The 1,021-nt window shown below is 48.4% G+C and carries 1 protein-coding gene; it reads right to left on the reverse strand.

Translation table 11 applies throughout. The annotated features are described in order from the left end of the window. The coding region (locus B4K20_RS07775) for a DEAD/DEAH box helicase family protein (protein WP_289282479.1) at positions 1–1,021 on the reverse strand (1,021 nt) is incomplete at both ends.

The raw sequence follows: 1,021 nt of genomic DNA on the forward strand, positions 1-1,021 counted from the left end.
CTTCTGGGTCACATTGGTCGGATGTAATGCCATCCATTGGGCCAGGGCTCGTTTGGCAGCCTTGCCGCTTACCCGCTTGTTGTCTTCAAGTTGTTTGGAGAGATTGAAGGCCGTCTTATAAGGCACATAACCTTTTAACACATCCAAAATAAACTTCTCTTCGATAGCTTGCCGCATCGTGTAGGTATGGAAGGCTTCCGGCTTATTGTCCTCTGACAGCGGTTTGGTAGGGTCTGCAGGGCGACCAAACAACATCAAAGTGGAGTGCTTTGGTGTGGCGGTAAATGCAAAGTAGCTAATATTATCAGGGCGAGCGCGTGACTTTTGCAGTTGCTCCAATAACTCATCCACCGTCATGTTGGACATTTTGCCATGCCCACTCATACCCAAAGCAGCTTGCAGCTTGGCTGCAGTTGAACCAGTTTGAGAATTATGTGCTTCATCAATAATCACCGCAAAGCTCTTTCCCTTCAAGCTCTTGTCGGTGATGATGGCTTCCATCGCGTAAGGAAATGTCTGGATTGTGACCACGATAATCGGTGTGCCAGCCAGTAATGCTTCGGAGAGCTGCTTGCTTTTGGATTTGGAAGACTTCTGTCTGTCAATCGCTGCAATCACACCAAACTGATGATCGATTTGTTTTACCGCATCCTGGAGCTGGCTATCAAGCACGTTGCGGTCGGTCACAATAATGACGCTGTTGAACACAGGATCGCCATTATCTTCCCGAAGCTTGACCAAATCGTGGGCCGTCCATGAGATGGTGCTGGTTTTACCAGAACCAGCACTATGGTCGGCAAGATAAGTCATTCCCGCACCATTCGTGCGAGCATCGGCCAGCATTTCATTCACTGCTGTCCATTGGTGAAAACGTGGAAAGATCAAGGTTTCCTTCTTGGACCAATTTCCCTGAATATCCACAGCATCCTTTTTTTCGACATACACAAAGCTATGGAAGACCCTTAGCCAGGCATCAGGTTGGCACACATCCTCCCAGAAGTAGGCCACCGGATATTCTTGA

Origin of the sequence: Methylophaga sp. UBA5088, assembly GCF_002414625.1 — a bacterium.
In the GTDB taxonomy this organism is placed as follows: Bacteria; Pseudomonadota; Gammaproteobacteria; order Nitrosococcales; family Methylophagaceae; genus Methylophaga; species Methylophaga marina.